The sequence below is a fragment of the Streptomyces durmitorensis genome (assembly GCF_023498005.1).
Classification (GTDB): Bacteria; Actinomycetota; Actinomycetes; order Streptomycetales; family Streptomycetaceae; genus Streptomyces; species Streptomyces durmitorensis.
The window spans coordinates 3,440,744-3,467,458 of the sequence record NZ_CP097289.1 but is presented as its reverse complement, the minus strand read 5'-3'; the positions used below and the strand labels follow the sequence as shown (position 1 = coordinate 3,467,458).

The window sequence follows — 26,715 nt, the reverse complement described above, 5'->3', positions numbered from 1 at the left end:
CGGGTATCGCGGAGGTCCTGACCGATGGACGTACTGCCCCTGGTGGCGCTGATCGCGGCGAGTGCCGCGGTGGCCGGAGCCGCGCGCTGGACGCCGGTGCCCGCACCGCTGCTGCTCGTCGCGGTCGGGCTCGTCGCCGCCTACGTGCCGGGGGTCCCGGACTACCACCTGGACCCGCACATCGTGCTGCCGCTGATCCTGCCGCCCCTGCTGCACACCGCGGCCCTGGAGAGCTCGTACCTGGATCTGCGCGCCAACATCAGACCCGTGGCGCTGCTCTCGGTCGGGTACACGCTGTTCGCGACCCTCGCCGTCGGCTGGCTCGCGTATCTGCTGATCCCCGACCTGCCGCTGACCGCCGCGCTGGTCCTCGGCGCGGTGATCGCGCCGCCGGACGCGGTGGCGGCCACGGCCATCGCGCGGAAGGTGGGCCTGCCGTCGCGGATCACCACGATCCTTCAGGGCGAGTCGCTGGTGAACGACGCGACCGCGATCACCGCCTACAAGGTCGCCCTGGCGGCGGCGGTCGGCGAGGGCGCCAGCTGGGCGGGCGGGATCAGGGAGTTCCTGGTGGCCGCGGTCGGCGGGGTCGGTGTCGGACTGATCCTCATGGTGCCGATCCACTGGCTGCGCCGGCACATGAAGGAGGCGATGCTCCAGAACACCCTCTCCTTGCTGATCCCCTTCGTCGCGTACGCCGCCGCCGAGCAGGTCGGCGCCTCCGGAGTCCTCGCCGTGGTCGTCGTCGCCCTGTTCCTGGGGCACCGCTCCTGGGAGGTCGACTTCGAGACGCGGCTCCAGGAGGCCGCCGTGTGGAAGGTGGTCGCGTTCATCCTGGAGTCGGCGGTCTTCGCGCTGATCGGCCTGCAACTGCCGCTCGTGATCGAAGGGCTCGGCGAGTACAGCGGCGTACAGGTGGCCTGGTACGCGCTGGGGGTCTTCTTCTTCGTCGTGCTCGCGCGCTTCGTGTGGTCGTATCCGGCGACCTATCTGCCGAGGATCCTGTCGACGCGCATCAGGGAGCGGGAGAGCGACATGGACTGGCGGCGGCCGCTGATCGTCAGCTGGGCCGGGATGCGCGGCGTGGTGTCGCTGGCGATCGCCTTCTCGATCCCGCTCGTCATGGACGACGGTGAGCCGTTCCCCGCGCGCAACCTCGTGCTGTTCCTGACCTTCACCACGGTGATCGGCACGTTGGTCGTGCAGGGCCTCTCGCTGCCCTGGCTGATCCGGGTCCTGAAGCTGCCGGGGCGGGACGCGCAGGCTCAGACGCTCGCGGAGGCGCAGGCGCAGAACGCCGCCTCGCAGGCCGCGGAGCGGCGGGTGGACGAACTCATGGAGGACGAGCGCAACTGCCTCCCACAGCCCCTCCAGGACCGTCTGCGGACCGTCCTGGAGCGACGGCGCAACTCCGTGTGGGAACGGCTCGGTCAACCCAACCCGGTGACGGGGGAGTCGGCGGACGACACCTACCGCCGGCTCGCCCGTGAGGCGATCGCCGCCGAGCGGGAGGTGTTCGTGAAGATGCGGGACGAGCGGCGCATCGACGACGAGATGATGCGGACGCTGCTGCGGAAGCTGGACCTGGAGGAGGCCGCGGCCTACCGGGAGGTCGAGGACTGAGCCGCGGGGGGCGCGGGCTCCGTGGCCGTGATCACCGCGGTGACCTGGGTGCCGGGGGCAAACGCGCCCTCTTCGGAGAGGGCTGTCAGCGCGTACAGGAGCTTGGCCACGTAGACGCGCTCCACGGGGAGGCCGTGCCGGTCCTCGAAGTCGTTTGCGAACGCGGTGAGTTCAGGGGGCGTACGGGCGTAGCCGCCGAAGTGGAAGCGTTCGTCCAGGTACCAGTTGGCGGTGGGTGCGCCGAAGGTCCGCTCTTGCAGCGCCCGTATCTCGGGGCCGAGGAAGCCGCCCTTGAGGACCGGTATGCCGAGGGCGCGCTGGTCCGGGGCGAGGCCCGCGGCCATTCCGGCCAGGGTGCCGCCGGTGCCGCAGGCCACGGCCGCCGTGTGGGCGTGGCCGCGCAGCTCCTCGCCCAGGGCCGTGCAGCCCTGCACGGCAAGGGAGTTGCTGCCCCCTTCGGGGATGACGTAGGGATGGCTGGCGCCGGTCGCGCGCAGGAGGGTGGCCAGGACCTCCGGGTCGGTCTTCCTGCGGTACGTCGCCCGGTCGATGAAGTGCAGGCGCATTCCGTCGGCGGCGCATTGCGTCAGTGACGGGTTCAGGGGGCGCTCGGCGAGTTCGTCGCCGCGGACCACGCCGATCGTTTCCATGCCGAGGAGGCGGCCCGCCGCGGCGGTCGCCCTGAGGTGGTTGGAGTAGGCGCCGCCGAAGGTCAGCAGGACCGTGTGTCCCGCTGCGACGGCGGCGTCCAGGTTCGGGGAGAGCTTGCGGTATTTGTTGCCGGGCAGATCCGGGTGGATCAGGTCGTCCCGCTTGAGTACGAGGGTGAGGCCGTGCCGCGTGAACCGGTCGTCCCGGAGCTCCTGGAGCGGGGACGGGAGCCTGGGGCGCGGGCTGGTCGGCGGGGTGGTGCTCACCCCGCCATTCTGCCCGGCACCGGGCCGGCGGGCACGGTCACGGTCTGCTACTTCTGCTACTTGAGACGTTCCCCGATGCGTTCCCGCATCGCGTCCATGGTGAAGCCCCGGGGGTCCACCTTGCCCGGCTGCCACTCCAGGTGGCCGATCACCGAGCGTTCGGTCCAGCCGTGGTGGCGGCAGATGGCTGCCGAGACCCTCTCGATCGCCTCCAGCTGCTCGTCGGGCCACGGATCCTCGCCGTCGCCGAGGTTCTCGCACTCGAAGCCGTAGAAGTGGCGGTTTCCGTCGGTGTTCGCCTCGTTGTCCGGCGGGAGCCTCTTCTCGGCGACGACGGCGCGCAGGACGTCGTCGTCGCCCAGGCCCGCGTGGTTGGCGCGGCCGTACCCGACGAGGTGGACGCGGCCGTCCTTGGTGATGACGCCGTGGCAGAGCGGGCCGGGCAGCGAGGGGTGCCCGTCGCGGCAGAGCTCCACCGTCCGCTGGCTGCCCGATGTGACCGTGTGGTGGATCATCACGCCGTGCACGGGGCCCCACGGCCCCTTGTGGTTGCGGTTGTGATGCTCCCAGTCGCCGACTTCGACGACTGTCGCACCTTCGTCTCTGAGGATGTCGAGGAACCTGCCCGCAGACATGGGTGGGGCCATGGCCGACTCCTTTGCGGAGCACGACGGCCGCCGACCGCGGACCGTCTTGTAAGCCCGCTTTTACCCGGAACCACGGTGCCCGGACCAGCCGTTCGGAACTATTCCGTTGCTGTTCGGGCACCGTGCGAGCCGATTTGGTCAGCCGCGGTGGTCGCCGCTGTGCAGGAACGCGTCGCCGTTCGTCGCGATGTGTGCCTCCAGCGCCTGCAGGGCCTGCTGGGTGGCCTGGGGGGTGCCCGTGCCGTGCTGCTGCGCGTAATACGCCGCGCCCAGCTTCTTCAGGAGATCGCCGCCCGTGCGCTGTGCCTGGACCTCGTCGATCTTCTGCTTGCCCTGGTTGAGTCCGCGCTGCGCCTGTTCCTTGGCGCGATCCAGGAAGCCTGCCATTGCCGTCTCCTACGGATTGGTGCGGATTGGTACATATCACTTCAGAGCGTATCCGTCGTTGTGTCCTGTTCAACGGCTGTACGGATCTTGGAGTTCCCCTCCGCCGGGACCCGGTTCCTGGTACGCGGGTGAGTGCCCCGTCTCGCGTGATCCATTCCCGCTCGTTTGTGTAATGGCGCCGACACGCACCGTGCTGGAAAGGTTGACGGCGCAGATCAGCGCTTGATCGGGAGGGCATTGCCAATGTCGGTAGGCGAAGAGATCCGTACGGACGAGTCCAAGCCGCAGCAGAGCTTGGGCACGTCGGCCGCACGGAACCTGGCCACCACCACCAAGTCCGCGCCGCAGATGCAGGAGATCAGCTCTCGCTGGCTCCTGCGGACGCTGCCGTGGGTGCAGGTGCAGGGCGGTACGTATCGAGTGAACCGGAGGTTGAGTTACTCGGTCGGGGACGGCCGGGTGACGTTCGTGAAGACCGGGGACCGGGTGCAGGTGATCCCCGCGGAGCTCGGCGAGCTGCCGGTCCTGCGGGATTACGACGACATCGAGGTCCTGGGGGAGCTGGCCCAGCGCTGCCAGCAGCGGGAGATCGCGGCGGGCGAGGTCATCACCTCCTTCGGCAGCCACGCCGACGAGGTGTTCCTGCTCGCGCACGGCAGGGTCGAGAAGATCGGCACCGGTCCCTACGGAGACGACACGGTCCTCGGGTCGCTCGCCGACGGCGCCTATTTCGGCGAGCAGGCCCTGCTCGACCCGGAGGCCATCTGGGAGCACACGACGCGCGCGGTGACCGCGTGCACCGTGCTCACACTGCCCCGCCAGGACCTGGAGCAGGTCGCGGAGCGCGCGGACTCGCTGCGCGAGCATCTGCAGCGGCTGCGGTCCATCCCGGCCCAGCGGACGAACAAGTTCGGCGAGGCGCCCATCGACCTCTCCGCCGGACACGTCGGCGAAGCCGTGCTGCCGGGCACCTATGTGGACTACGAGTCGGCACCGCGCGAGTACGAACTGAGCGTCGCCCAGACCGTTCTGCGCATCCACACGCGCGTGGCCGACCTCTACAACCAGCCGATGAACCAGACCGAGCAGCAGCTGCGGCTGACGGTCGAGGCGCTCAAGGAGCGCCAGGAGCACGAGCTGATCAACAACCGCGAGTTCGGGCTGCTCAACAACTGCGAGTACGAACAGCGGCTGCAGCCGCACGACGGCGTGCCGAGCCCGGACGACATGGACGAACTGCTCAGCCGCAGGCGCGGATCGAAGCTCTTCCTGGCCCACCCGCGCGCGATCTCCGCGTTCGGCCGCGAGCTCAACAAGCGCGGGCTCGTCCCGGAGACCATCGACATGGGGGGCCACCGCATCCCCACCTGGCGTGGCGTGCCGATCTTCCCGTGCAACAAGATCCCGGTCACCGAGGCCCGCACCACCTCGATCATCTGCATGCGTACGGGCGAGGAGGAGCAGGGCGTCGTGGGCCTGCACCAGACCGGCATCCCGGACGAGATCGAGCCGAGCCTGTCCGTGCGCTTCATGGGCATCAGCGAGCAGGCGATCATCTCGTACCTGGTGTCGACGTACTACTCGGCGGCGGTGCTCGTGCCAGATGCGCTGGGCGTCATGGAGAACGTCGAGATCGGCCGCTGGCGGTGAGGCCGTGTCTGTGGACGCGGCTCCGGGTACACCCCTTCCGTACGCGCCCACAGGCCCAGGAAACGCCACCGTCCGCATCCTCCCCGGGGTGAGTCCATGACGGACACGACGACGGACATGACGGAGACGGCACAGGGCCCCGCCGAACAGGGGCCCGTCGAAGAGGACGAGGGGCAGGAGGCGTACGAGACGTCCGAAGCGGCGGAGATCCTGACGTCGGCGCGGCTGAGCGTCGACCCGGAGCTGCGCAGGGCGATCGACTCGCTGCCCGGAACGATGCGCCGCATCGCGCTCTACCACTTCGGCTGGGAACACGCGGACGGCACACCGGCGGCCGGGCACGCGGGCAAGGCGATCAGGCCCGCGCTCGTGCTCGCCGCGGTGCGGGCCCTCGGCGGGGACCAGGCGGTGGCCGTCCGGGCCGCCGCGGCAGTGGAGTTGACCCACAACTTCACCCTGCTGCACGACGACGTCATCGACCGCGACACCACCCGCAGGCACCGGCCCACCGCATGGACCGTGTTCGGCGAACCCGACGCGATCCTGGCCGGTGACGCCCTCCAGGCGCTGGCGCAGCGGATGCTCGCCGAGGACCCGCACCCCGGGGCCTCGGCGGCCGCCGCCCGGCTCGCCTCCTGCGTGGTGGAGCTCTGCGAGGGGCAGCACGCGGACTGCGCCCTGGAACGGCGCAGCCCGGACGAGGTCACGCTCGACGAGTGCCTCGCCATGGCCGAGGCCAAGACGGGGGCGCTGCTCGGCTGCGCCTGTGCGATCGGGGCGCTGTACGCGGGAGCGGGGCACGGCGCGGTGGAGGCGCTCGACGGGTTCGGCCGTGAGGCGGGGCTCGCCTTCCAGCTCATCGACGACCTGATCGGCATCTGGGGCGACCCGGGGCACACGGGCAAGCCGGCCCGTGCCGACCTCGCGGCCCGCAAGAAGTCCCTGCCGGTGGTCGCGGCGCTGGCCTCCGGCACCCCGGCCGCCGCCGAACTGGCCGAGCTGTACGGACGCCCGTCGCCGGGCCCCGGCAAGGACGGCGACCTGGAGCGCATGGCGCACGCGGTCGAGGCCGCGGGCGGCAGGGACTGGGCGCTCATGCACGCGGCCGACCGGATGTCCCGCGCGATCAACCAGCTCGCCCGCGCGGTGCCGGCCCCGGAGTCGGCGGGCGGCCTCCTGGCGCTCGCGGAGTTCGTGACGCGGCGTACGCGCTGAACGCGCGCAGGCGTACGGAGACGTACGGGCATGTACGTACCGAGCACCGGCGGAATGAGCGTAGGCAAGGAGGACGTACCGACAAGACGGGCTGAACAGGGTGGTCGGACGAGACCGACGAGCCCCGCACTCCGCCGAGATCCGGCCGGGTGCGGGGCTCGCCTGTTTGCCGGGACCGGATCACCTAGGCTGCATCCGAGGCAACCGGTGGAGCGGTACTCGTAGTTGAGCGTGTTCGAGGGGCAAAGGGGCGGGGCTGTGGGCGTAGTGATCCGGAGGGCCGGGGAGAGCGACAGAGCGGACGTGGTCCGGTTGCTCGACGAGGCGTTCCGGGACGATCCGGTGAGCAGCTGGGTCTTCCCCGGCGATGAGCACCGCCGGCGCAGGCACGGCGCCCTGATGGAAGCTTTTCTCGATCTCTCGCTGAGCCAGGGCTTCGTCGACATCACGGAGGACGGCACGGCCGTCGCGCTGTGGTGGTCCGTCCCCGCGGGCGAGCAGGAGGGCGGCGAGGAGGGGCCCGCGCAGCTCCAGGCTGCCGTCGACCCGGACAACGCGCGCATCGAGGAGATCGGGCGGCTGACGGGCGAGGCGCACCCGACCGACCGGGCCCACCAGTATCTGCACATGATCGGCGTCAGCCCCGAGCGGCAGGGCGAGGGGCTCGGCTCGGCACTGATCGGCGCCGTGCTCGACCGGTGCGACCGCGAGGGTCTGCACGCCTATCTGGAGGCGAGCAGCACCCGCAGTCGTGCGCTGTACACACGGCTCGGATTCGAATGCACCGGAAATGCCATCGAACTCCCGGACGGCCCGCACCTCTGGCCGATGTGGCGGGAGCCGCGGTCTTCCGCGATGGACTGTGGCGACCCGGGCCGATTCGCTTAAAGTCGTTTCTGCACCGGTGTGTTGTCCTTGGACACAACGAAGGGGGGACGAGCCGCATGTCCCACGATCTGACCCGTCCGGTGTCCGGTGATACGTCCCGCGAACGACTTCTGGCGGAGGCGTTCGTGGAGGTGGCTGACTCCTTGACCGACGATTTCGACGTCGTCACATTCCTGCAGAGCCTGGCCGTGCGCTGCGTGGAACTGCTCGGCGTATCGGCAGCGGGCATCATGTTGGCGGAGCCCCAGGGCGGGTTGCGGCTCGAGGCCGCGTCCGGCGAGCAGACCTGGGTGCTCGATCTGTTCGCCCTTCAGCAGGAAGAGGGGCCGTGCCTGGACTGCTTCCGCTCCGGCACGGCGCACACGAACATCGCCCTCGGCGGCATGGAGGCGATCACCGCCTGGCCGCATTTCACGGCGCGTGCCCTGGAGACCGGCTACGAGATGGCGCAGGTGCTGCCCCTGCGCAGGGGCGACCAGGCCCTCGGCACGCTGAATCTGCTCCAGGCGAAGCCGATGGTCCTCGGCCCGGACGAGATCGCGCTCGCACAGGCCCTCGCGGATGTAGCGATGATCGCGATCCTTCAGCGGCGCTCCCTGGAGCAGAGCGAGGTCGAGCGCGGCCAGTTGCAGGATGCCCTCACCAGCCGGATCGCCATCGAGCAGGCGAAGGGCGTGCTCGCCGAGCGGTGGAAGTGCACGGTCGACGAGGCCTTCGTGGAGCTGCGGCGGTATGCGCGGGCGAACCGGCTGCGGATCGCGGAGTGCGCGCGGCGGGTGGTGGAGGGGGAGCTGGACACGGAGGGAATTCGCCGCGTGTGATGACGACTGCGCGGCGGTCGGGCGGCGGCTGGGCTTCCCGGTCCGCGCCGCCCGCCATACCCTGGACGTATGGGCAGCGATGGGAGCCGGTCCGGCCCCCGCCCGCGGAGCGAGCCGGTGTGCGCGAGCTGCGGACGGCCTGTCGGTACGGCCATCAAGCGGCGCAAGGTGCTCGGGGCGTTCGTCCCTGTGTGGGGTCCCGGCCCGTGCCACAACCCGCAGTGTGACGCGTGCGTCGACGAACGCGAAGTGCGCGAAGAACCCGGGGAGCCCGGGGAACCTGAACCGGTACCAGCCCAAGTCGAGGTCGAGGTCGAGCCCGCGCGCTCCGACGACGACTGAGGCACGGGGATCGGAACAGGGGCCGGTACGAGGGGCGAGTTGGCGCGCTTCCGTACGCCTTCATTGTTCTACTAGGATGCGAACAATGGAGGTTTTCATGACCCGCATGACCCGCATGACCCGCACATCCGGTGGCGCCCGCATCGTGCTGCTCGCCGCGCTCCCCTTCGTGCTCGGCCTGGTGGCCGACCTGGCGGTGTACGCGACCGTCCGTGATCAACTGCCCGACCGGCTGGCCCGGCACTTCGGCGCCGACGGGGAAGCGGACGGCTACGTCGGGCACGGCGGGTTCCTCGCGATGCTCGTCGCGGTGTTCGTCGTGCTCGGCGCGGTCAGCGTCTTCGTCGTGCTCCGGAGCGATTTCGCCACCTACCGGCGCGGGCTCCGGGGGCTCCTCGCCGTCGTGTACGCGACGGCCGCGTTCCTGGCCTGGCCGATGGGTGCGAGCCTCGTGGCCAACCGCGGCACCGCCGACGGCGCGGCGGCGGTGTTCCCCCTGTGGCACCTCGCTGTCGCGGTCGGCATCGCCGCGCTCGCGGCGGGCGCGGGGGCAGGGCTCGCGCGGTGCGTGCCGCTGTCCGACGCGCGCTCGCCCCTCGGCGCGGACGCTCAAGGGGGCGCGGACCGCATCGACTTGGGGCACAACGAGATCGCCGGATGGGTGCGGCGGACGGGCTCCTGGATGCTGAGCGGGTTGGGCGTCGCGCTGGCGACCGCGGGCATCGTCACCGTGTGGCTGACGGACGAAGGCTGGCTGACGCCGCTGTCCCTGTTCGTCCCGGGCCTCCTGATCGCCTCCTTCGCGCGGGCCTGCGTCGCCGTGGACCGGCGCGGGCTCACGGTGTCGCCGGGGCTTGTCCCGTGGCCGCGCATCCGGCTGCCCCTCGACCGCATCGAGAGCGCGGACACGGACACCCGCAGGGTCAACGCCCTCGCGGACTACGGGGGTTGGGGCTACCGCATCGTCCCCGGACGGTCCGGCGTCATCATGCGCTCGGGCGAGGCGCTGGTCGTCCGGCGGGCGAACGGCAAGGACTTCGCCGTCACGGTCGAGGACTCCGCGACGGCCGCCGCGCTCCTCAACACGCTGGTGGACCGGGTGGACCAGACAGGTCAGGCGGGCCGGGCGGGCCAGGCGGGCCAGGCGGGCCAGGCGGGTCAGGCGGATGGGGCAGACCGTGGCACCGCGCCCCAGGACGGGTGGCGCTGACAGCATGCTGTTCCGGATCGATACGACGTCGTCGGTGCCCCTCGCCGACCAGATCGCCGCATGCGCGCGCCGCGCGGTCGCCGACGGCTCGGTGCGGCCGGGCGAGCGGCTGCCCGCCGCGCGGATGCTCGCCGACTCCCTCGGGGTCAACGTCCATACGGTGCTGCGTGGTTACCAGCGGCTGCGCGAGGAGGGCCTGATCGAGCTCAGACGGGGGCGCGGCGCGACCGTCGTGGACGGCGCCGTGGCACAGGCGCGGGCCCAACTGGGGGAGCGGGTCAGGGCGTTCGTCGCCGACGCGCTGGAGCTCGGGCTCTCGGAGGACGAGGTGCGGTCCCTGGTGGACTCGGAACTGAGGGCGTGAACGCGATGCGTACTCAGACCCCGTGGGGGCCGTGGGAACCGGCCACGCCCGGCGAAGTCAGCGCCCTGTTCGCTCACTTGCGCGTCCCGTGGTGGATCGCCGGCGGCTACGCGGTGGAGCTGGCCGTCGGTCACGCCTTCCGGGAGCACGTGGACATCGACGTATCCCTGCTGCGCCGCGATCAGCTCACCGTGCAGGAGGTGCTGCCGTCGTGGGAGTGGTGGGCCGCCGATCCGCCGGGGACGCTGCGGCCGTGGCTGCCGGGGGAGGTGCTTCCGTCCGGCGTGCACGACATCTGGTGCAGGCCCGACGAGGGGGAGCCGTGGCGCATTCAGTTCATGCTGGAGGAGCCCGAAGGCCCTGTCTGGGTGTCCGGCCGCGATCGGCGGGTGCGGCGGCCCGTCGAGGAGATCGGCCCGGCATCACCCGCAGCACCGGCCATCTGCATCATGGGCCCATGGACATGACCGAGCTTGATGGATCGCGCGCGCAGCAGAGCGAAGCGCCCGGCGAAGCGCCCCGCGTCCGCCACGCCCGCCCCGCCGACCTCCCCCGCATCGTGGAGCTCATCGCCGAGCACGCCGCGTACGAGAAGGGCACGCCGCCCGCCCCCGGCCTGGAGCAGCGCCTGGACGCCCTCCTCTTCGGCGTGCCGGACCCGCGTCTGCGCTGCCTGGTGGCCGAGCTGCCCGGTGGCGATGTCGTCGGCTACGCGACGTGCGCGCCGGAGATCTCCACGTGGGACGGCTCCGAGTACCTCCACATGGACTGCCTCTTCCTGCGTGACGGGCACCGGGGGCTCGGCATCGGCGAGCTCCTGACGGACGCGGTGGCGGCCCAGGCCCGTGCGCTCGGTCTCACCGAGGTCCAGTGGCAGACCCCCGCGTGGAACGAGGGCGCGATCCGCTTCTACGGCCGGATCGGCGCCGACGCCAAGGAGAAGCTGCGCTTCGCCTGGCAGGTGCCGCCGCCGGCGTTCGACGCCGTGCTCTGCGACCTGGACGGCGTGATCCGCTTCTACGACATGTCGGGGATCGAGGAGATGGAGCGTGCCGCCGGGCTGCCCCACGGCAGCACCGCCGAGATCGCCTTCGCGCCCGAGACCGACCTGCCGCTGATGCTGGGGCGCACCGGCAAGGCGGAGTGGGTGGAGGCGATCGCGCGCGGCCTCGCGGACCGGGTGCCGTACGAGCGGGGGCACGCCCTGGGCACCGCGCTCGCCGAAGCCGGGTTCTCCGCCGACGCCACCGTGGTGGACCTGCTCAGGCGGGCCCGCGCGCACCTGCACGTGGCGCTGGTGACGAACGCGACCCCCTGGCTCGACGACGACCTGGCCGAGCTCGGCATCGCCGACCTCGCGCACACCGTGGTCAGCAGCGCCGGCGTCGGCATCGTCAAGCCCGACCGCCGGATCTACGAGATCGCCGTGGAGCGGGCGGGGGTCCCGGCCGAGCGCTGCCTGTTCGTGGACGACCGCAAGGAGAACGTGGACGCGGCGGTCGCGCTCGGCATGGTGGGGCTCCACTACACCGGACCCGACGACCTGCGGGAGGCGCTGGCACCGGTGCTCGGCCACAGCTGAGCCCCGGGCCACGCCCCCGCCCGGCTCACCTCACCTCGCCTCACCTCGCCTCACCTCACTGTCCACCGCCCGCCCAGCATCAGCTCCCGGCCCTCCAGCTCGTCGGCCTCGCGCCAGGCCTGGACGCGCTGCGGGGTGATGCGGAAGTAGGTGTAGGCGGTCTTGAGCCTGCTCGGGTCGAAGCCCGTCTTCGTGGCGAAGGCGTCACGGAGCTCGGCGGTCAACTCGGCCCCGTCGAGGGCGCGTACGGCCCCTTCGACGAGGACGAGGTCGCGGGTCGGCCCGATGCCGACCCGTGCCTTGCCGGTCGCCCGGAGGTTGCGGCCGGTGACGCTGGCTTCCGGAGTGGCCACAAGGAGGCTCTCGCCGTCCCAGAGGAAGGACAGCGGGATGAGATACGGGGTCCCGCTCTCCGCGTCCGCCGTCGCCACCCACGCGTCGACGTCGTGGTCGAGGCGGTGCAGGGCGTCCTGCTTGCGCTGCTCGGGCGCGCGGGGTGCTGTCGTCTCCGTGCTCATGCGCCCTGTCCCGACGGCCGGCGCGAGATGCGGGCGGCCGGTATGGCGTACGCGTTCATTACTGTTCTCCTCCAAGTGCCCGGGAACGGTGGTCACTTCCATGACGGATCGCGACGGGGGAATGTGACAGATGGACCATAACGAAGCAGCGGCGGACCAGGGCGAGGCGCTGGCGGCCCGCTTCGAGGAGCACAGGCCGCATCTGAAGGCGGTCGCCTATCGCATGCTCGGTTCGCTCAGCGAGTCCGAGGACGCGGTCCAGGAGTCCTGGATCCGGCTCAGCCGCGCCGACACCGGTCAGGTGGCGAACCTGGGCGGCTGGCTGACGACCGTCGTCGGCCGGATCTGCCTCGACATGCTGCGTACGCGGCAGTCGCGGCGCGAGGACTCCCTGTCGCTCTCGATGGACACGCATGTGCCCGACCCCGTGGTGAGCTGGGGGGATGTGGTCGACCCCGAGCAGGAGGTGCTGCTCGCCGACTCGGTCGGCCTCGCGCTGCTCGTCGTCCTTGAGACGCTCGCGCCCGCCGAGCGTCTCGCCTTCGTGCTGCACGACATGTTCGCCGTGCCCTTCGACGAGGTCGCCCCCATCGTGGAGCGCACCCCGGCCGCGACGCGGCAGCTCGCGAGCCGGGCCCGTCGCCGGGTGCAGGGTTCGGCGCCCAGGCCCGACAACGACCCCGCGCGGCAGCGCGAGGTCGTCGGCGCCTTCCTCGCCGCCGCGCGGGGCGGTGACTTCGACGCGCTGCTCGAACTGCTCGACCCGGACGTGGTGTTGCGGGCCGACACCGGCGAACTCGCCTCCGGGCTCTCGAAATTGGTGCGGGGCGCGACCGTGGTGGCCGGGCAGGCCGCGATGTTCTCGAAGGCGGCGCCGACCACCGAGCTGGCCTTCGTCAACGGCCGTGTCGGCGTGGTCGGGGTGCCGCGGGGCGAGGTCGTCTCGGTCATGGAGTTCACGATCACGAACGGCAGGATCGTGGAACTCAACCTCCTCGTCGACCCCGCCCGCGTACGGGGACTCGGCCTCCCTCGCTTCCGCGCCTGACCCGGTCCCGACACCGAACCCGGTCCCGACACCGAACCCGGTCCCGACACCGAACCCGGCACGGGACACAGTCCCGACACCGGACACGGACTCAGCGCCGGACACCGGCCACCTCCCGCAGATACTCCTTGCGGCAGAGCGGATTGCGGTCGGTGCGCGGCCGGTCCGGGGCCTCGCCCCGGACCGGCTGGTACCGCTCGAAGGCGGACTCCAGCTCGCCCTCGCCACGCGTCAGCGAGGGCAGCAGCTGCTCGAGCTCGTGCACGCGGGCGGCGGGGATCTCCCCCTCGACCACGTACGAGGCTCCGCGCGCCGTCTGGGTGTGCGGGACCGCACGCAGCCGGGAGAGCGCGGGCAGGAGCTGCCCGAACACGTCGTCCGGGACGCTGAGCCGGAAGCGGTGCAGCGGCTCGTGCACCGCGGTGCCGGCCCGCCGCAGCGCGCTCAGCAGGACCAGCGGGGTCAGCTGCCGGAAGTCCCCGGCCGTGCTCGACATGCTCTTGTCGAAGGTGCCGTGCGCGTGGCTCTGGCGGGGCCAGTAGCCGGAGTGCGTCATGGTGACGACGCAGTCGTCGACCTGCCATCCGTGGACCCCCTGGAGCAGCGTCTCGCGGACGGTCTCCTCGACGGCGCGGAAGAACGCGTACGGCATCGAACCGAGCTCGATCTCCAGGCGGAACTCCACGCCGGAATCCGGCGGACCGGGATCGACGCGCAGTCCGACCGTGGCCAGGAACGGGTTGGAGTCCGTGTCGATGACCTCGTACGCGGACCCGCTTCCGGTCACGCGCTCCACGCAGATGGTCGTGGTCTCGCGGAACGTGACGTCGATTCCGTACTCGTCGAGGAGGGTCGCCTCGATGACTTCCTTCTGGACCTCGCCGTACAGCGACACGTACACCTCCTGGCGCAGATCGTCCTGCCGGAGGTTGATCAGCGGGTCCTGCTCGGCGAGCTGGGCGAGCGCGAGATGCAGGGCGCCCCTGTCGCCGGGGCGGGCGGGGACGACGACGGTCTCCAGGGTGGGCGGCGAGAAGTGGTGCTGCCCGGCTCCGCGCGTCCTGTCGTCGGCACGCGGTACGCCGACGACATCGCCGATACGGATGTCGCCGAGCCCCCACAACTTCCCGATCTGCCCCGCGGAGACACCCTCGCGCGGGTCCGCGGACCCGCGGTCGAAGACGCTGACCGCGGTGACCTTGCCCTCGCGCCCGCCGCCGAACGGCAGCCGGTCGCGCGTGCGCACCGTCCCCGCGAACATCCGCACGTACGCGACCTTCTCCCCGGCGTCACCGCGCTCGACCTTGAAGACGGTGCCGGACACGGGCTCGTCGGCGCGCGGGCCGCCGTCCTCGGAGGGCAGCAACTCCCGGATGCCCGCGATGAGTTCGCCGACGCCCGCGCCGGTGGCGGCCGAGCCGAAGAACACCGGGTGCACAAGGGCACGCTCGGTCTGCGCGGCGAGTTCGGCGCGCAGCCGCCGGTAGGTGAGCCCCGCCTCGTCGTCGACGTACGCGGAGAGCAGGGCGTCGTCGTGCGCGGCGAGCACGTCGACGAGGCGACCGGTGAAGGCGGGGTCGCCCGCGTCGAAGGGAACGTACGAGGCGTCACGGCCGCCGAGACCGCGGACCGTACCCATGGGCACGATGTCCGGGACGAGCCGCTCCGCGATGCTGCGCAGCAGATCCTCCTCGCGCGCTCCGCGCCGGTCGATCTTGTTCACGAAGACGAGCGTGGGGATGCGCAGCCGCCGCAGCGTCCGCATGAGGACGCGGGTCTGCGCCTGGACGCCTTCGACGGCGGAGACGACGAGCACGGCACCGTCGAGCACGCTCAGGACCCGCTCCACCTCGGCGATGAAGTCCGGGTGGCCAGGGGTGTCGATGAGATTGACGGTGACGTCGTCGACGGCGAAGGAGACGACGGCCGACTTGATCGTGATGCCGCGCTGCCGCTCCAGAGCCAGTGAATCGGTCTGGGTGCTGCCCGCATCGACGCGACCGATCTCGTCGATGACACCGGCGGCGTGCAGCAGCCGCTCGGTCAGGCTGGTCTTCCCGGCGTCAACATGCGCCAGGATCCCCAAGTTCAGGGTGGTGGACGTGCTCGACGTATGCACGGAGTGTCATGTCCTCTGGGTCGATGGCGATTCCCTTCTGGCTGGACATGAACAAACGGCGCATTGCGTCTCCTTGACGGGTCGGGGCGTACGGCAAGTGCAGCAGGGGCGGTGCGGGGCGGCAACCGATTTATGGGGCGGCGCGACGGCGCGGCCGGCGGCTAGCCTCCCGTCATGCTCACCGCCGCACTCGCGTTCGCGGGCGTCGCCGCGATCATCAACATCACGCCGGGCCTCGACACGCTCCTGGTCCTGCGCACCTCCGTGGCCCACGGCAGGGACGGCGGCTTCGCCGCCGCGCTCGGCATCCTCACCGGCTGCCTGGCCTGGGGCGTGGCGACCGCGATCGGCCTGACGGCCCTGCTCACGGCCTCCCGTCTCGCGTACGACGCCCTGCGCATCGCGGGCGCCGCCTACCTGGCGTGGCTGGGCTGCACGGCGCTGTGGCGGGCGCGCGGGGGAGTGCGGAGGCAGGCGCGGGAAGGGGCGGCGGAGTCGGGGGAGCCTGCGGGGGAGGCCGTGCCCCCCTCGGCACGGGACCGCTGGGCGGCCTTCCGCGCGGGCCTTGCCACGAACCTCCTGAACCCCAAGGCCGGGCTCTTCTACATGAGCCTGATCCCGCAGTTCATCCCGGCGGGCGCCCCCGTGTTCCGTACGACTCTGCTGCTCACGGCGATCGACCTGGTCGAACTCGCGCTCTGGTACTGGATCGTCACCCACGCGGCATCCGCGCTGGGCGACCGCATCCGCCGCCCGTCGTTCCGGCGCCGTCTGGAGCAGCTCAGCGGGGTGGCGTTCCTCGGCTTCGCCGTGAATCTCGCGCTGCACGACCGGGCCTGAAGCCTTCTCGTCCGGGCAGCGGATGCGGATCCGGGTGGGGAGCGGGACCCTTGGAAGGAGGAGTGAGTGCCATGAGGGTCATGTTGAGAGCGCGTCTGGACACACAGATCTCGAACGAGGCGATCAAGAACGGCACGCTGCCGAAGCTGATGCAGGCGGTGTCGGAGCAGATCAAGCCGGAGGCCGCGTACTTCGGGCCCAGCGACGGCGGGCGGGCCGCCACCTTCGTCTTCGACATGCAGGACAGCTCGCAGATGCCGTCCATCGCCGAGCCGTTCTTCCTGGAGCTCGGTGCGGAGATCGAGATCTACCCGGTGATGAACGCGGAGGACCTGCAGAAGGGCCTGTCCGCGCTTCAGGGCTGACCGCCGCAGAACGCCGAAAGCACCCGGCTCCGCGCGGATGCCGGGTGCTTTCGTGTGACCAGGTGGCCTGGTGACCTTGTGGGGTCAGGCCTTCTTGGTCTCCCAGAAGATCTTGTCGATCTGGGCGATGTAGTCCAGCGCCTTCTGGCCCGTGGCCGGGTCCGACGAGCCCTTGGCGGCCGAGAGGGCCTTGAGGGTGTCGTTGACCAGCTGGTGCAGCTCCGGGTACTTCTCGAAGTGCGGGGGCTTGAAGTAGTCGCTCCAGAGCACCGACACGTGGTGCTTCGCGAGCTCCGCGCGCTGCTCCTTGATGCCGATGGCGCGCGTCTGGAACTGCGCGTCGTCGTTGGCGGCCATCTTCTCCTGGACGGCCTTGACCGACTCCGCCTCGATGCGGGCCTGGGCCGGGTCGTACACGCCGCAGGGGAGGTCGCAGTGGGCGCTGACCTTTACCTTGGGGGCAAACAGGCGGGAAAGCATGCAGCGGTCCTTCCTCGTGATCGTCTTCTCAGGTGGGACATTACTCCGTGAGAGACGGGTTTTCGCGAGTGCCCCCTTGGGCTTAGGACAAAAGTCCAGGGTGAGACTGGGACTCGTGGAGGATAGGACCGGGGAGGTGCGGTGATGCCGGAGCTGTCGCAGGAGAGCGAACGGAGAAGGGCCATCCTGCCGTTGGGTGCGGCCGAGGTGACGGGGCCTTCGATGGTGCCCACGCTCTACCACGGGGACCGCCTGGTGGTGCAGTGGGGCGCACGGGTCCGAGCGGGTGACGTGGTGGTGCTCCGCCACCCGTTCCAGCAGGACCTGTTGGTCGTCAAGCGTGCCGCCGAGCGGCGCGAGGGCGGCTGGTGGGTGCGCGGGGACAACGTGTACGCGGGAGGGGACAGCACGGACTACGGCACGGTGCCCGAGGAACTCGTCCTGGGGAAGGTGTGGTTCCGCTACCGCCCGCCCCAGTTCAGGTCCGGTCAGCGCTCGCCGTTCGCGATGGTGCGCTGGGCGGTTTCCGCAGCGCGCCCCGTGCTCGCCGACCGGTCCGTCTCCAGGCGCTTGCGGGCGCGGTAGGCGGCGACATTGGCGCGGGTCGCGCAGCGGTCCGAGCAGTAGCGTCGGGAACGGTTTGTCGACGTGTCGAGATAGGCGTTGCGGCAGGGCGCTGCCTCGCACAGGCCGAGGCGGTCCACGCCGTGCTCGGTGAGGTGGAAGGCGAGGCCCATCGCGGCGATCGCCGCGTACCCGGACGTGGCGTTCGACGGGTGGTCCGCCAGGTGCATGTGCCACAGCGGATTGCCCTCGTCGTCACGGTCGTCGTGGCCCGAGATCTGCGGGCTGACCGGGAACTCCATGAGCAGTGAGTTCAGCAGGTCGACCGCGAGGGTCTCGTCGCCGCCGTCCGCCGCCTCGAAGACCGCCCTGAGCCTGGCCCGCACGGAGCGGAAGCGGGTGACGTCGGAGTCCGTGGCACGGCGTGCCGCCTGCGAGCTGCCTCCGAACAGCTCGCGGATCGCCTCGACCGACGTCAGCGTGTCCTTGTTGCGACCCGGCTCCTCGCTGTTGACCAGACGTACGGCGTAGTCCGAGTAATAGGCCAGTTCCACTTGTAGTCCTTACCGGGGCGGGCTATCTTCATCACGTGCGTGAGTAACGGTTACGCGTGCTTCGAGGGTATTACGAGAGCGTATTACGTACGGGAGGACTTCCGATGACGGAAACGGCGTCCGGAACAGACTGGCGTGCCTGGCAGGACAGCTGGGACCGGCAGCAGGAGTGGTATCTGCCCGACCGCGAGGAGCGGTTCCGGGTCATGCTCGACATGGTCGAAGCCGTCGTCGGCACCGAGCCGCGCGTGCTCGACCTCGCGTGCGGTACGGGGAGTATTACGGACCGGCTGCTCAAGAGGTTCCCGAACGCGGTCAGCACGGGCGTCGACCTCGACCCCGCGCTCCTGGCCATCGCCGAGGGCACCTTCGCCGGGGACGACCGGGTCACCTTCGTGACCGCGGACCTCAAGGACCCCCGGTGGACGGCGCAGCTGCCGTACGACGCGTACGACGCCGTCCTCACCGCCACCGCCCTGCACTGGTTGCACAGCGAACCCCTCACCGCCCTCTACGGCCAGCTCGCGGGCCTCGTCCGGGACGGCGGCGTCTTCATGAACGCCGACCACATGCCCGACCCCGCGACGCCCCGCCTGAACGACGCCGACCGGGCCCAGCGGCACGCCCGCATGGAGCAGGCCAAGGCCGCGGGCGCCGTGGACTGGAGGGACTGGTGGCAGCTCGCAGCCCAGGACCCGGTCCTCGCCGAGCCCACGGCCAAGCGCTTCGAGATCTACGGCGAGCACGCGGACGGCGACACCCCCTCGCCCGAGTGGCACGCGCGGACGCTGCGCGAGGCGGGCTTCGGCGAGGCGCGGACGGTGTGGTCCTCGCCCTCCGACGCGATGGTGCTCGGCCTCAAGTAGCGCGTACGCGAAGGGCGGTACGGATCTGGGATCCGTACCGCCCTTTGTGCGTATGCGCCTTGCGGCGCCTTCGCCCTACAGCCTTACAACACCTTCGAGAGGAACGACTGCGTCCGCTCGTGCTGCGGGTTCGTCAGGACGTCGCGCGGGTGGCCGGACTCGACCACCACGCCCTCGTCCATGAAGACGAGGCTGTCGCCGACCTCGCGCGCGAAGCCCATCTCGTGCGTGACGACGATCATCGTCATGCCGGACTCGGCGAGATCGCGCATGACGTCAAGGACGTCACCCACCAGCTCCGGGTCGAGCGCCGACGTCGGCTCGTCGAAGAGCATCAGCTTCGGCTCCATCGCGAGCGCGCGGGCGATGGCCACACGCTGCTGCTGGCCGCCCGAGAGCTGCGAGGGGTAGCTCTTGGCCTTGTCGGCAAGGCCGACCCGCTCCAGGAGCTGCCCGGCGCGTGCCCTGGCCGCCGACTTCGTCTCGCCCTTGACCTGGACCGGCGCCTCCATGACGTTCTCGAGGGCCGTCATGTGCGGGAAGAGGTTGAAGCGCTGGAAGACCATGCCGATGTCCCGGCGCTTCAGGGCGACTTCGCTGTCCTTGAGCTCGTACAGCTTGTCCCCCTTCTGCCGGTAGCCCACCAGTTCGCCGTCGACGTAGAGGCGGCCGGCGTTGACCTTCTCGAGGTGGTTGATGCAGCGAAGGAACGTCGACTTGCCGGAGCCTGAGGGGCCGATGAGGCAGAAGACCTCGCCGGACTTGACCTCCAGGTCGATGCCCTTGAGGACCTCGACGTTGCCGAAGGACTTGTGGACGCCTTCGGACTTCACCATGGCGGTCGTCATCAGTGACCAACTCCCGAGCGGTTGCCAAGGGACAACATATTGGCCTTGATCTTCTGGAACGGGGTGTCCGGGAGCGAGCGCGACGAACCGCGCGCGTAGTAACGCTCCAGGTAGAACTGGCCGACGGAGAGGATCGAGGTCATGATCAGGTACCAGGCCGCGGCGAGCAGCAGGGCCTCGACGGTGGCGCCGGAGGAGGTGCCGATGTCCTGGGCGTACCGCAGCAGTTCGAAGTACTGGACCGCGGCCACCAGGGACGTCGTCTTGAGCATGTTGATGACTTCGTTGCCCGTCGGCGGCACGATCACGCGCATCGCCTGCGGCAGCACGACGCGGCGCAGCGTCTTGCCGTGGCTCATGCCCAGCGCCTGGGACGCCTCGGTCTGGCCCTCGTCGACCGAGAGCAGACCGGCGCGGCAGATCTCGGCCATGTACGCGGCCTCGTTGAGGCCCAGGCCGAGCAGCGCCGTCAGGAACGGCGTCATGAAGTCCGACCACTCGTCCTTGTAGACGGGGCCGAGGTTGACGTACTCGAAGACGAAGCCGAGGTTGAACCAGATGAAGAGCTGGACCAGGACCGGCGTACCGCGGAAGAACCAGATGTAGAACCAGGCGATCGACGAGGTCACCGGGTTCTTCGACAGGCGCATCACCGAGAGGAGGATGCCGCCGACCACGCCGATGAGCATCGACAGGAAGGTCAGGAGCAGGGTCTCGCGGACGCCCTTGAGGATGCGGTCGTCGAAGAAGTTGTCGGGGATCGCGTCCCAGTTGATGTCGCCCTGAGCGAAGGCGTAGACGATCGCGGCGAACGCGCCGATGGCGAGGAGCGCGGCGACGTACCGGCCGTAGTGCCGGACCGGGATGGCCTTGATGGCCTCAGGCCGGGAGGACGGGGGTGTGTCCTCCGGGCCCTTCTTGGAGATGTCGGTAGTCACGAAAGTGGCCTTTCAGCGGCGAGACGGTTGCGCGGTCACTTGCCGCCGTTGATCAAGGCTTCCTTGACCGCGCCGTCCTCGACGCCCCACTTCGAGATGATCTTGTCGTAGTCGCCGTTCTTGATGATCGCGTCGAGCGCCGCCTTGATCGCGTCGCGCAGCTCGGGGTTCTTCTTGGAGATCGCGATGCCGTACGGAGCGGCCTCGACCTGCTCGCCGACCAGCTCGAAGTCCTTGCCGCCGCCCGAGGTCTTCACCGCGTACGCGGCGACCGGGAAGTCGGACGAGCCCGCGTCCGCGCCGCCGGAGCGCAGTCGGGTCTGGGCCTGCTGGTCGTTGTCGAAGGACTCGATGGCGATCTTCTTGCCGCCCTTGCACTTCTTCGACTCGGCCTTGGCGAGGTCGTGCGAGACGGTGCCGCGCTGGACGACGATCTTCTTGCCGCAGAGGTCGCTCCAGGTCTTGATGCCCTGGTCGTCGCCCTTCTTGGTGTAGATCGAGACACCGGCCGTGAAGTAGTCGACGAAGTCGACGCCGTCGCCGATCTTCTTGCCGGTCTCCTCGTCGACGCCCTCCTGGCGGTTCTTGGTGTCGGTCATGGCCGACATCGCGAGGTCGTAGCGCTTGGAGCGCAGACCGCCGAGCAGGGTGTCGAAGGTGCCGTTGTCGAACTGGAACTCCACGCCGAGCTGCTTGCCGAGCGCGTCGCCGAGGTCGGGGTCGATGCCGACGGTCTTGCCGGACTTGTCCTTGAACTCGACGGGCGGGTACGCGATGTCCGAACCGACCTTGATGACGCCCGCGTCACGGATGTCCTTGGGGAGCTTGTCGGCGAGCGGTGCGTTGCTCACCTTCTCGCCGCCCTCGTCCTTGCTCTTGGTCTGGTCGCCGCAGCCGGACAGCAGCAGCGCGCCGGCGACCGCGATCGCGCCGACCGTGGCCATCCGTGACTTCGCGGACTTACCGGCGGTGGTACGACAGATGAAGCGTGCGGTCATGAGGGTCCTCCGGCGGATGAGGGAGTTGCCGAGCGGTCGTGCACACACCTTCGGGTGTCGCGACCTCGTGTGATGACGGCATCTTGCCATTCGGACCGTCCGATTCTGGGTGCCAGAGATGTCAAAATCGGATAACGGGTGATCGCGGTACCCAGACAGGCCGGGACAACCGGGCCGTACCGGCCTGGAACGAAGTACCGCCATTTGAGATCTTCGGTGGATCTCGGGTGAATCTCGCGATGTGGACCGGCGGCGGGCGTTCCTCGGAAAATCCGGGCATGGGCCCGTCGTCCGTTCTTGTTGGACCACTACAAGGACCAGGGGCACCTCAGGTAACCAATCCCACTCGCCCGTGCCCCGCGCCGTCAGGTAGAAAGGTGCGTTACACCCCTCATCCGGGGCCCAGAGCGCGTGTGCGGCGCGCTCGCGTGTCTGTACCTCCCTCCGTCGACAGGCGGAGAACAGACGCGGTGCCCGCCCACTTCTCAACCAGGAGTGGACACCCTCAACTGATGATTTAAGACTTAAGGGGTAAGACAAGTGGCAGCGGAGATCGTCAATCCTCGCAGCGACAGCAGTACGGGTCACGAAGGCGCTGAAGAGCCCTTCGATCCGGCGTTCGCGCTGCACCGTGGCGGCAAGATGGCCGTGCAGGCCACTGTGCCGGTGCGGGACAAGGACGACCTGTCCCTGGCGTACACGCCTGGCGTCGCGAAAGTGTGCACCGCGATCGCCGAGCAGCCGGAGCTGGTGAACGACTACACATGGAAGTCGAACGTCGTGGCCGTGGTCACCGACGGCACGGCCGTGCTCGGTCTCGGTGACATCGGTCCCGAGGCCTCCCTCCCCGTGATGGAGGGCAAGGCCATTCTGTTCAAGCAGTTCGGCGGCGTGGACGCGGTTCCGATCGCGCTCGCGACGACGGACGCGGACGAGATCGTCGAGACCGTGGTGCGCATGGCGCCGTCCTTCGGCGGCGTGAACCTCGAAGACATCTCGGCGCCGCGCTGCTTCGAGATCGAGCGCAAGCTCCAGGAGCGGCTCGACATTCCGGTCTTCCACGACGACCAGCACGGCACGGCGGTCGTGACGCTCGCCGCGCTGCGGAACGCGGCGCGGCTGACCGGGCGCACGCTCGGTGAGCTGCGTGCCGTGATCTCCGGCGCGGGTGCGGCCGGTGTCGCCATCGCCAAGTTCCTGCTCGAGGCGGGCCTGGGCGATGTGGCGGTCGCGGACCGCAAGGGCGTCGTGAGCCGGGACCGGGACGACCTCACCCCGGTCAAGCGTGAGCTCGCGGAGATCACCAACAAGGCCGGGCTCAGCGGCTCGCTGGAGAGCGCGCTCGCGGGTGCGGACGTGTTCATCGGCGTCTCGGGCGGCACCGTCCCCGAGCCCGCGGTCGCCTCCATGGCGCCGAACTCGTTCGTGTTCGCCATGGCCAACCCGAACCCCGAGGTGCACCCGGACATCGCCCACAAGTACGCGGCTGTTGTCGCGACGGGCCGTTCGGACTACCCGAACCAGATCAACAACGTGCTCGCGTTCCCCGGCATCTTCGCGGGCGCGCTGCAGGTGCGGGCCTCGCGGATCACCGAGACGATGAAGATCGCCGCGGCGGAGGCGCTGGCCGGCGTGGTGGGCGATGAGCTCTCCGCCGACTACGTGATCCCCTCGCCGTTCGACGAGAGGGTCGCCCCGGCCGTGACTGCCGCTGTTGCGGCGGCCGCTCGTGCCGAAGGCGTGGCTCGCCGCTGATCTCTGGGCCCCGTCACGTGGTGGCGGGGCCCATGCCTTTCCCGCCCGCCCACCCGTTTCCAGTCTCTTGAACGGGTGGGCGTCTCTCGTTCCGGTATGTCGCCGTCGGCGGGTGGCGGCTTGTGGTGGGTGCGGGGTGTGTCACAGGGGCTGCTGGTTACGTGCGGGTAGGCCCGCGGCCTATCGTCGCCTCATGTTCGCCGCCTACGCCGCCCGCATCGACCGTGACCAGCCGCTCAGTGGCCTTGAGTTGGGGGAGCGTCCCGCCCCCGAGGCCCGGACCGGCTGGTCGACCGTGAACGTCCGGGCCGCCTCCCTCAACCATCACGACCTGTGGTCCCTGCGCGGGGTCGGCCTCCCCGAGGGGAGGCTGCCGATGATCCTCGGCTGTGACGCCGCGGGCATCGACGAGCACGGCAACGAGGTCGTCCTGCACTCCGTCATCGGCCAGACCGGGCACGGGGTCGGCCCCGACGAGGGCCGCTCGATCCTCACCGAGAAGTACCAGGGGACGTTCGCCGAGCAGGTCTCCGTGCCCACGTGGAATCTGCTGCCGAAGCCGAAGGAGCTGTCGTTCGCCGAGGCGGCCTGTCTGCCGACCGCGTGGCTCACCGCGTACCGCATGCTCTTCACCAACGCCGGTGTGCGTCCCGGGGATTCGGTCCTCGTGCAGGGCGCCGGTGGCGGCGTCGCCACGGCCGCGATCGTCCTCGGCAAGGCGGCGGGCCTGAGGGTCTTCGCCACGAGCCGCGACGAGGCCAAGCGGAAGCGGGCCCTGGAGCTGGGCGCGGTGGAGGCGGTGGAGTCGGGCGCTCGCCTTCCGCAGCGGGTGGACGCCGTCATCGAGACGGTGGGGGCGGCGACGTGGTCGCACTCCATCAAGTCGCTCAAGCCGGGCGGCACTCTGGTGATCTCGGGCGCGACCAGCGGTGACAGGCCCTCGCACGCGGAGCTGACGCGGGTCTTCTTCCTGGAGCTGAAGATCGTCGGTTCGACGATGGGGTCCAAGGACGAACTGGAGGACCTGCTCTCCTTCTGCGCCGCCACGGGCGTGCGCCCCGTCATCGACGAGGTGCTGCCGCTGGACCGGGCGCGTGAGGGCTTCGAGCGCATGGAGTCGGGCGAGCAGTTCGGGAAGATCGTGCTGGAGGTCTGAGGCTGAAGCTGCCTCCGGGTATCACTTCATCCGTGTCAACTATGGTTGACACGGCCTTCCTGTCAACGTAAGTTGACATGCATGACCAAAGCTACGGATCTCGCCGAGCGTGCGGGTGACCGTGACCCACGAGTCGGACTGCGGGCCGTCTCCGCGCTGCGGAGGCTGGTGGAGCAGTTGGAGGCCGTGCAGGTGCGCAGTGCGCGCCTGCAGGGCTGGTCGTGGCAGGGGATCGCCGCGGAGCTCGGAGTGAGCAGGCAGGCCGTGCACAAGAAGTACGGGAGGCAGTGATGTTCGAGCGGTTCACGAAGGACGCCCGCGCCGTCGTCAAGGGCGCGGTCGAGCATGCCGAGGGCGAGGGTGCGGACTCCGTCGACGACGGGCACATGCTGCTCGCGCTGCTCGACCGCGAGGCGAGCCGGGCGTCCTTCGCCCTGGCCTCGCTCGGGGCCACGCGCCGCCGGGAGTCGATCGAGACCGCGCTGGCCGAGGCGCGGCGCCGCGGGGGCCTCTCGCAGGCCGACACACAGGCGCTGGCCGAGCTCGGCATCGACGTGTCCGAGATCGTCTCCCGGGTCGAGGAGGCTCATGGCGTGGGCGCGTTGGCGGGCGGACGCAAGGCCCGGCGGCCCGGCCTCGGCTGGACCGGGCACCGTCCCTTCACCCGTGAGGCCAAGGACGCCCTGGAGAAGTCCCTGCGCATCGCCACCGCCCGCCGGGACCGGCACATCGGCGACGAACACATCCTGTTCGCCCTGACGGTCCGCCCCGGCCCGGTCGGCGAGGTGCTCGCGGACCATGGCGTGACCCATGAGTCGGTGGAGAGGGTGCTGTACGGCGAGGGCGCCGCCTAAGCCGATGAGCCTGGGTCCGGCCTACGACCAGGGCGGGCCTGGGGTCAGGGCGGACCCGGCGGTCCCTGGGTGGCCGCCCAGGTCATGGCTTCGGCGTACGCAATGTCGCGGCGATGTGTGCCGCCGCCGATGACAAGTGGCGGCGGGCGTCGCGGAGTTGGTCCTCCGTCACGCCGTGGTCCCGGGCCGCGTCGCGGATGTCGTCGCGGAAGCGGTCCAGGAGGCGGTCCAGGTCACGTGCCGGATGGCCGGTGGTGTCCTCCTGGGCCCAGTCCGGGACGTACTCCGTGGGGACCTCGTCCTCGCGGGCGTCCGTGAACGTGGGCTCCTCGGCGGTGGACCGCGCGCCCTTGCGGCCGAAGTCCTTGCCTGCGCTGCCTGCGTTCTTGCCGAACTCGCCGAACTCCTTGGCCAGTTCCGTCAGGCCCTCGCGGACCCCCGTCGGCCAGTCGCCCCGCGTGAAGTGGTCCTGGACCTGGTCCTGGACGCGGCGTGCGATGCGCTGCACCTCCTCCTGCGCCTGGGCGCGGGCGGTCGCCTGTGCGTCCTGCGCCTGGCGGCGGGCGCGCTGGGCGTCCTCGCGGGCCCTGCGGGTCTCGTCCTTCGCCCGCCGTGCCTGCTCCTTCCACTCCTGCTTGGCGCGCTTGAAGTCCTCCTTGGCCTGGCGCCAGCCCTCCTTGTCGCCCCAGGAGCCGTCGAAGAAGTCCGAGGGGTCGGGGAAGACCTTGCCGGAGCCGGAGCTGGAGTCGTTCTTGCCCTCGGGCCTGCCGCCGGACGCGCGTGCCTCCTTGGCCGCCTCCCGCATCTCACGGCGGAGCTCACCGGCCGCGCCCCGCACGCCGTCCCGGATCTCGGCGGCGAGCTCGGCGACGGAGTCGCGGATCTCCAGCTCCAGATCGGCCAGCTCACCGCTGCGGTCGGCCAGTTCGGCGCGGCCCGCGTCCGTGATGGCGTACACCTTGCGGCCGCCCTCCGTGGTGTGCGTGACCAGGCCCTCGGCCTCCAGCTTCGCCAGGCGGGGGTAGACCGTCCCGGCCGAAGGTGCGTACAGCCCCTGGAAGCGCTCCTCCAGGAGGCGGATCACCTCATAGCCGTGGCGCGGGGCCTCGTCGAGGAGCTTCAGCAGATACAGGCGCAGTCGGCCGTGGGCGAACACGGGGGCCATC

At 70.3% G+C, this 26,715-nt stretch carries 28 protein-coding genes and 1 pseudogene; 18 read left to right on the top strand and 11 right to left on the bottom strand.

Annotation, left to right across the window (positions count from 1 at the left end; translation table 11 throughout):
• Nucleotides 1–24 precede the first annotated feature (24 nt).
• Nucleotides 25–1,623 (top strand): Na+/H+ antiporter, encoded by a 1,599-nt coding sequence (locus M4V62_RS15355; RefSeq protein WP_249587827.1) that lies wholly within the window; start codon nt 25–27, stop codon nt 1,621–1,623.
• On the opposite strand, the gene M4V62_RS15350 is transcribed toward M4V62_RS15355, so the two are convergent.
• The 3 genes from M4V62_RS15350 to M4V62_RS15340 all read right to left on the bottom strand — a co-directional run bounded on the left by M4V62_RS15350 (nt 1,602) and on the right by M4V62_RS15340 (nt 3,574).
• Nucleotides 1,602–2,540, bottom strand: a complete 939-nt coding sequence (locus M4V62_RS15350) for a 1-aminocyclopropane-1-carboxylate deaminase/D-cysteine desulfhydrase (protein ID WP_249587826.1) — start codon at nt 2,538–2,540, stop codon at nt 1,602–1,604. The two genes, M4V62_RS15355 and M4V62_RS15350, sit on opposite strands and share 22 nt — an antisense overlap.
• 56 nt (nt 2,541–2,596) lie before the next feature.
• Complete coding sequence (locus M4V62_RS15345) at nt 2,597–3,187, bottom strand: N-acetylmuramoyl-L-alanine amidase (protein WP_249587825.1); 591 nt, start codon at nt 3,185–3,187, stop codon at nt 2,597–2,599.
• Between the two features lie 138 nt (nt 3,188–3,325).
• Nucleotides 3,326–3,574, bottom strand: a complete 249-nt coding sequence (locus M4V62_RS15340) for a hypothetical protein (protein WP_249587824.1) — start codon at nt 3,572–3,574, stop codon at nt 3,326–3,328.
• A 243-nt stretch (nt 3,575–3,817) separates the two neighbouring features.
• On the opposite strand from M4V62_RS15340, the gene M4V62_RS15335 reads away from it, so the two are divergent.
• The 8 genes and pseudogenes from M4V62_RS15335 (at nt 3,818) to M4V62_RS43895 (ending at nt 11,646) form a co-directional block, all read left to right on the top strand.
• A complete protein-coding gene (locus M4V62_RS15335; RefSeq protein WP_249587823.1) occupies nt 3,818–5,224 on the top strand; it encodes a family 2B encapsulin nanocompartment shell protein in 1,407 nt (468 codons plus the stop codon).
• A 96-nt stretch (nt 5,225–5,320) separates the two neighbouring features.
• Nucleotides 5,321–6,439: a family 2 encapsulin nanocompartment cargo protein polyprenyl transferase gene (locus tag M4V62_RS15330; RefSeq protein ID WP_249587822.1), complete on the top strand. Its 1,119-nt coding sequence runs from the start codon at nt 5,321–5,323 to the stop codon at nt 6,437–6,439.
• Nucleotides 6,440–6,697: 258 nt separating this feature from the next.
• Nucleotides 6,698–7,327, top strand: coding sequence for a GNAT family N-acetyltransferase (locus M4V62_RS15325; RefSeq protein ID WP_249587821.1), 630 nt, complete (start codon nt 6,698–6,700; stop codon nt 7,325–7,327).
• A 56-nt stretch (nt 7,328–7,383) separates the two neighbouring features.
• Nucleotides 7,384–8,148 carry an ANTAR domain-containing protein gene (locus M4V62_RS15320; RefSeq protein ID WP_249587820.1) on the top strand — a complete coding sequence of 255 codons (765 nt, stop codon included), beginning with the start codon at nt 7,384–7,386 and terminating at the stop codon, nt 8,146–8,148.
• 439 nt (nt 8,149–8,587) lie between these two features.
• Nucleotides 8,588–9,700 carry a DUF1648 domain-containing protein gene (locus tag M4V62_RS15315; RefSeq protein ID WP_249587819.1) on the top strand — a complete coding sequence of 371 codons (1,113 nt, stop codon included), beginning with the start codon at nt 8,588–8,590 and terminating at the stop codon, nt 9,698–9,700.
• Between the two features lie 4 nt (nt 9,701–9,704).
• Complete coding sequence (locus M4V62_RS15310) at nt 9,705–10,064, top strand: GntR family transcriptional regulator (RefSeq protein WP_249587818.1); 360 nt, start codon at nt 9,705–9,707, stop codon at nt 10,062–10,064.
• A 5-nt stretch (nt 10,065–10,069) separates the two neighbouring features.
• Nucleotides 10,070–10,480, top strand: a pseudogene (locus M4V62_RS15305) (nucleotidyltransferase domain-containing protein); the annotation flags it as partial.
• Nucleotides 10,481–10,521: 41 nt separating this feature from the next.
• Nucleotides 10,522–11,646: an HAD-IA family hydrolase gene (locus M4V62_RS43895; protein ID WP_425575227.1), complete on the top strand. Its 1,125-nt coding sequence runs from the start codon at nt 10,522–10,524 to the stop codon at nt 11,644–11,646.
• 50 nt (nt 11,647–11,696) lie between these two features.
• Here M4V62_RS43895 and M4V62_RS15290 read toward each other — a convergent pair whose 3' ends face one another.
• Nucleotides 11,697–12,164 carry a pyridoxamine 5'-phosphate oxidase family protein gene (locus M4V62_RS15290; protein ID WP_249587817.1) on the bottom strand — a complete coding sequence of 156 codons (468 nt, stop codon included), beginning with the start codon at nt 12,162–12,164 and terminating at the stop codon, nt 11,697–11,699.
• 130 nt (nt 12,165–12,294) lie between these two features.
• On the opposite strand from M4V62_RS15290, the gene M4V62_RS15285 reads away from it, so the two are divergent.
• Nucleotides 12,295–13,212: a sigma-70 family RNA polymerase sigma factor gene (locus M4V62_RS15285; protein ID WP_249587816.1), complete on the top strand. Its 918-nt coding sequence runs from the start codon at nt 12,295–12,297 to the stop codon at nt 13,210–13,212.
• Between the two features lie 91 nt (nt 13,213–13,303).
• Here M4V62_RS15285 and M4V62_RS15280 read toward each other — a convergent pair whose 3' ends face one another.
• Nucleotides 13,304–15,331, bottom strand: coding sequence for an elongation factor G (locus tag M4V62_RS15280; protein WP_249587815.1), 2,028 nt, complete (start codon nt 15,329–15,331; stop codon nt 13,304–13,306).
• 174 nt (nt 15,332–15,505) lie between these two features.
• On the opposite strand from M4V62_RS15280, the gene M4V62_RS15275 reads away from it, so the two are divergent.
• Together M4V62_RS15275 and M4V62_RS15270 are read left to right on the top strand one after the other, a co-directional pair.
• The gene (locus tag M4V62_RS15275; RefSeq protein WP_249587814.1) at nt 15,506–16,171 is read left to right on the top strand and encodes a LysE family translocator; all 666 of its coding nucleotides are present in this window, start codon (nt 15,506–15,508) and stop codon (nt 16,169–16,171) included.
• 71 nt (nt 16,172–16,242) lie between these two features.
• On the top strand, nt 16,243–16,536 hold the full coding sequence (locus tag M4V62_RS15270) for a DUF3303 family protein (protein ID WP_249587813.1): 294 nt from the start codon (nt 16,243–16,245) through the stop codon (nt 16,534–16,536).
• Between the two features lie 84 nt (nt 16,537–16,620).
• Here M4V62_RS15270 and sodN read toward each other — a convergent pair whose 3' ends face one another.
• Nucleotides 16,621–17,016, bottom strand: a complete 396-nt coding sequence (gene sodN, locus M4V62_RS15265; RefSeq protein ID WP_160507177.1) for a superoxide dismutase, Ni — start codon at nt 17,014–17,016, stop codon at nt 16,621–16,623.
• A 144-nt stretch (nt 17,017–17,160) separates the two neighbouring features.
• On the opposite strand from sodN, the gene sodX reads away from it, so the two are divergent.
• Nucleotides 17,161–17,601 carry a nickel-type superoxide dismutase maturation protease gene (gene sodX, locus M4V62_RS15260; RefSeq protein WP_249587812.1) on the top strand — a complete coding sequence of 147 codons (441 nt, stop codon included), beginning with the start codon at nt 17,161–17,163 and terminating at the stop codon, nt 17,599–17,601.
• On the opposite strand, the gene M4V62_RS15255 is transcribed toward sodX, so the two are convergent.
• Entirely contained in the window at nt 17,505–18,134 is a 630-nt protein-coding gene (locus tag M4V62_RS15255; protein WP_249587811.1) for a CGNR zinc finger domain-containing protein, read from the bottom strand. The genes sodX and M4V62_RS15255 overlap by 97 nt on opposite strands.
• A 104-nt stretch (nt 18,135–18,238) precedes the next feature.
• On the opposite strand from M4V62_RS15255, the gene M4V62_RS15250 reads away from it, so the two are divergent.
• A complete protein-coding gene (locus M4V62_RS15250; RefSeq protein ID WP_249587810.1) occupies nt 18,239–19,000 on the top strand; it encodes a class I SAM-dependent methyltransferase in 762 nt (253 codons plus the stop codon).
• A gap of 83 nt (nt 19,001–19,083) precedes the next feature.
• On the opposite strand, the gene M4V62_RS15245 is transcribed toward M4V62_RS15250, so the two are convergent.
• Genes M4V62_RS15245 through M4V62_RS15235 form a run of 3 tightly spaced genes read right to left on the bottom strand, consistent with a single transcriptional unit; the run spans nt 19,084 to nt 21,784 of the window.
• On the bottom strand, nt 19,084–19,848 hold the full coding sequence (locus M4V62_RS15245; RefSeq protein ID WP_283779084.1) for an amino acid ABC transporter ATP-binding protein: 765 nt from the start codon (nt 19,846–19,848) through the stop codon (nt 19,084–19,086).
• A complete protein-coding gene (locus tag M4V62_RS15240; protein WP_249587809.1) occupies nt 19,848–20,786 on the bottom strand; it encodes an amino acid ABC transporter permease in 939 nt (312 codons plus the stop codon). Before M4V62_RS15240 ends, M4V62_RS15245 begins: the two co-directional genes overlap by 1 nt.
• A 35-nt stretch (nt 20,787–20,821) precedes the next feature.
• Nucleotides 20,822–21,784 (bottom strand): ABC transporter substrate-binding protein, encoded by a 963-nt coding sequence (locus M4V62_RS15235; RefSeq protein ID WP_249587808.1) that lies wholly within the window; start codon nt 21,782–21,784, stop codon nt 20,822–20,824.
• A 540-nt stretch (nt 21,785–22,324) separates the two neighbouring features.
• Between M4V62_RS15235 and M4V62_RS15230 the strand changes: the two genes are divergently transcribed.
• The 4 genes from M4V62_RS15230 to M4V62_RS15215 all read left to right on the top strand — a co-directional run bounded on the left by M4V62_RS15230 (nt 22,325) and on the right by M4V62_RS15215 (nt 25,549).
• Nucleotides 22,325–23,539: an NAD(P)-dependent malic enzyme gene (locus M4V62_RS15230; protein ID WP_249587807.1), complete on the top strand. Its 1,215-nt coding sequence runs from the start codon at nt 22,325–22,327 to the stop codon at nt 23,537–23,539.
• Nucleotides 23,540–23,732: 193 nt separating this feature from the next.
• Nucleotides 23,733–24,695 (top strand): zinc-binding dehydrogenase, encoded by a 963-nt coding sequence (locus M4V62_RS15225; RefSeq protein ID WP_249587806.1) that lies wholly within the window; start codon nt 23,733–23,735, stop codon nt 24,693–24,695.
• An 81-nt stretch (nt 24,696–24,776) separates the two neighbouring features.
• The gene (locus M4V62_RS15220) at nt 24,777–24,986 is read left to right on the top strand and encodes a helix-turn-helix domain-containing protein (protein ID WP_249587805.1); all 210 of its coding nucleotides are present in this window, start codon (nt 24,777–24,779) and stop codon (nt 24,984–24,986) included.
• A complete protein-coding gene (locus M4V62_RS15215) occupies nt 24,986–25,549 on the top strand; it encodes a Clp protease N-terminal domain-containing protein (protein ID WP_249587804.1) in 564 nt (187 codons plus the stop codon). Before M4V62_RS15220 ends, M4V62_RS15215 begins: the two co-directional genes overlap by 1 nt.
• 82 nt (nt 25,550–25,631) lie before the next feature.
• Here M4V62_RS15215 and M4V62_RS15210 read toward each other — a convergent pair whose 3' ends face one another.
• A complete protein-coding gene (locus M4V62_RS15210) occupies nt 25,632–26,714 on the bottom strand; it encodes a PadR family transcriptional regulator (RefSeq protein WP_249587803.1) in 1,083 nt (360 codons plus the stop codon).
• Nucleotide 26,715: the final 1 nt, after the last annotated feature.

Excerpts from the sequence above, each read along its gene's own strand:
- M4V62_RS15355 (WP_249587827.1), top strand. The coding sequence starts at position 25 with ATGGACGTACTGCCCCTGGTGGCGCTGATCGCGGCGAGTGCCGCGGTG.
- M4V62_RS15345 (WP_249587825.1), bottom strand. The coding sequence starts at position 3,187 with ATGGCCCCACCCATGTCTGCGGGCAGGTTCCTCGACATCCTCAGAGAC.
- M4V62_RS15340 (WP_249587824.1), bottom strand. The coding sequence starts at position 3,574 with ATGGCAGGCTTCCTGGATCGCGCCAAGGAACAGGCGCAGCGCGGACTC.
- M4V62_RS15335 (WP_249587823.1), top strand. The coding sequence starts at position 3,818 with ATGTCGGTAGGCGAAGAGATCCGTACGGACGAGTCCAAGCCGCAGCAG.
- M4V62_RS15330 (WP_249587822.1), top strand. The coding sequence starts at position 5,321 with ATGACGGACACGACGACGGACATGACGGAGACGGCACAGGGCCCCGCC.
- M4V62_RS15320 (WP_249587820.1), top strand. The coding sequence starts at position 7,384 with ATGTCCCACGATCTGACCCGTCCGGTGTCCGGTGATACGTCCCGCGAA.
- M4V62_RS15315 (WP_249587819.1), top strand. The coding sequence starts at position 8,588 with ATGACCCGCATGACCCGCATGACCCGCACATCCGGTGGCGCCCGCATC.
- M4V62_RS15310 (WP_249587818.1), top strand. The coding sequence starts at position 9,705 with ATGCTGTTCCGGATCGATACGACGTCGTCGGTGCCCCTCGCCGACCAG.
- M4V62_RS43895 (WP_425575227.1), top strand. The coding sequence starts at position 10,522 with ATGGACATGACCGAGCTTGATGGATCGCGCGCGCAGCAGAGCGAAGCG.
- M4V62_RS15290 (WP_249587817.1), bottom strand. The coding sequence starts at position 12,164 with ATGAGCACGGAGACGACAGCACCCCGCGCGCCCGAGCAGCGCAAGCAG.
- M4V62_RS15285 (WP_249587816.1), top strand. The coding sequence starts at position 12,295 with ATGGACCATAACGAAGCAGCGGCGGACCAGGGCGAGGCGCTGGCGGCC.
- M4V62_RS15275 (WP_249587814.1), top strand. The coding sequence starts at position 15,506 with ATGCTCACCGCCGCACTCGCGTTCGCGGGCGTCGCCGCGATCATCAAC.
- M4V62_RS15270 (WP_249587813.1), top strand. The coding sequence starts at position 16,243 with ATGAGGGTCATGTTGAGAGCGCGTCTGGACACACAGATCTCGAACGAG.
- sodN (WP_160507177.1), bottom strand. The coding sequence starts at position 17,016 with ATGCTTTCCCGCCTGTTTGCCCCCAAGGTAAAGGTCAGCGCCCACTGC.
- sodX (WP_249587812.1), top strand. The coding sequence starts at position 17,161 with ATGCCGGAGCTGTCGCAGGAGAGCGAACGGAGAAGGGCCATCCTGCCG.
- M4V62_RS15250 (WP_249587810.1), top strand. The coding sequence starts at position 18,239 with ATGACGGAAACGGCGTCCGGAACAGACTGGCGTGCCTGGCAGGACAGC.
- M4V62_RS15245 (WP_283779084.1), bottom strand. The coding sequence starts at position 19,848 with ATGACGACCGCCATGGTGAAGTCCGAAGGCGTCCACAAGTCCTTCGGC.
- M4V62_RS15235 (WP_249587808.1), bottom strand. The coding sequence starts at position 21,784 with ATGACCGCACGCTTCATCTGTCGTACCACCGCCGGTAAGTCCGCGAAG.
- M4V62_RS15225 (WP_249587806.1), top strand. The coding sequence starts at position 23,733 with ATGTTCGCCGCCTACGCCGCCCGCATCGACCGTGACCAGCCGCTCAGT.
- M4V62_RS15220 (WP_249587805.1), top strand. The coding sequence starts at position 24,777 with ATGACCAAAGCTACGGATCTCGCCGAGCGTGCGGGTGACCGTGACCCA.
- M4V62_RS15215 (WP_249587804.1), top strand. The coding sequence starts at position 24,986 with ATGTTCGAGCGGTTCACGAAGGACGCCCGCGCCGTCGTCAAGGGCGCG.
- M4V62_RS15210 (WP_249587803.1), bottom strand. The coding sequence starts at position 26,714 with ATGGCCCCCGTGTTCGCCCACGGCCGACTGCGCCTGTATCTGCTGAAG.